Source organism: Oleiphilus sp. HI0086 (assembly GCF_001635225.1).
Window position 1 is genome coordinate 1 of sequence record NZ_LWFZ01001477.1, and the last position, 1120, is coordinate 1120.

Annotated in this window: 2 protein-coding genes; one reads left to right on the plus strand and one right to left on the minus strand. The window is 41.3% G+C overall.

The genetic code is table 11. The features are described from left to right. Nucleotides 1-693 (minus strand): hypothetical protein (locus tag A3756_RS25005; protein ID WP_156490759.1); only part of this gene is annotated, 693 nt, incomplete at its 3' end. Nucleotides 694-1010: 317 nt separating this feature from the next. Between A3756_RS25005 and A3756_RS29380 the strand changes: the two genes are divergently transcribed. Further along, nucleotides 1011-1120 (plus strand): transposase (locus A3756_RS29380; RefSeq protein ID WP_156490760.1); only part of this gene is annotated, 110 nt, incomplete at its 3' end.

Consider the following 1120-nt stretch of genomic DNA (forward strand, 5'->3'; position numbering starts at 1 on the left):
ATTATTGTAAACATACCCTTCCCCATTAAGTTTGACACCATACGCACCCTCGCCAATGAACCCATAAATTACGTTGTTCTTTAGCACATGCTTAGTATTCTTAGCCCTTGCCCAAATACCGAAATTAGTTCGATAGCCCGAACTAACTCCCTCGATAATCATATTACTAATTGTGATCAACGAATCGGCAGTTTCTTTTTCACCACTAGAAACCCCTACCGCCAAATTATAGCCATTATTTCGAACGACTATCTTTCCACCTTCTCCAAGCAAATTGACATAGTCACTTCTAATATCAACCGCGTATTGATTATCCTTTGTAGCCGTATGGTCAAGAATATAACCAGCTTCAAATATGATAGTGAGCGGCGAATCAGTCGTCGTCTCAATATCATCAATTCTTACCTTCATAGTATCTGGTAGGCCTGATGATGCTCTGACACGAATCGTTAGTGGGGCAGAGAGCGTTCCAGTCTCCCCTAAAATAGCTTCTGATAGGCTCGAATAATCTGCTCCCTGAGTTATGTCAGTATCAACAATGATAGTTCGAGTATTTGCCGACAAGCTTGCTGATAAAAGAAGAAAAATCACCAACAGTAAACAACGTAAGTTATTTAATACACTGTAACTATCTCGCTGAGCTGAACTCACTTCATACTGAGAACATGCATAACTACACGGAGACATAGACATCACTGAAATCCTTTATCGGTTTATATTGAGAGCTGGAAGATGAAGTACGAAGGTATCTTGGGCAATAAGGCACAGTCCACGAAGGAAGACATGTGTTACGAAAATAAACCCTAGAAACGGGGAAGCTATGGCATGGAATAGCCAAAAATAGGTTTGAAGAGCTGCTAGGCTTTCTCTTTCATCCAAGTCCATTTGCATCGCAGCAACAATCCTTTGTTAAATACACTCCATGGCCGCTAACGCTGCTGTAGTGGCACACTAATTTTGGCCACCTAATTAGAGGTGATATTATCACCATCAACTAACTAGGTATCAAAATGAGCAAACGAACAAGACCAACATACTCTCCAGAATTTAGACTCGAAGTTGCACAAGAAGTTGTTGATAAAGGGCGCAGTGTCCGAGATGTCGCGGATAGCTTAGGCCT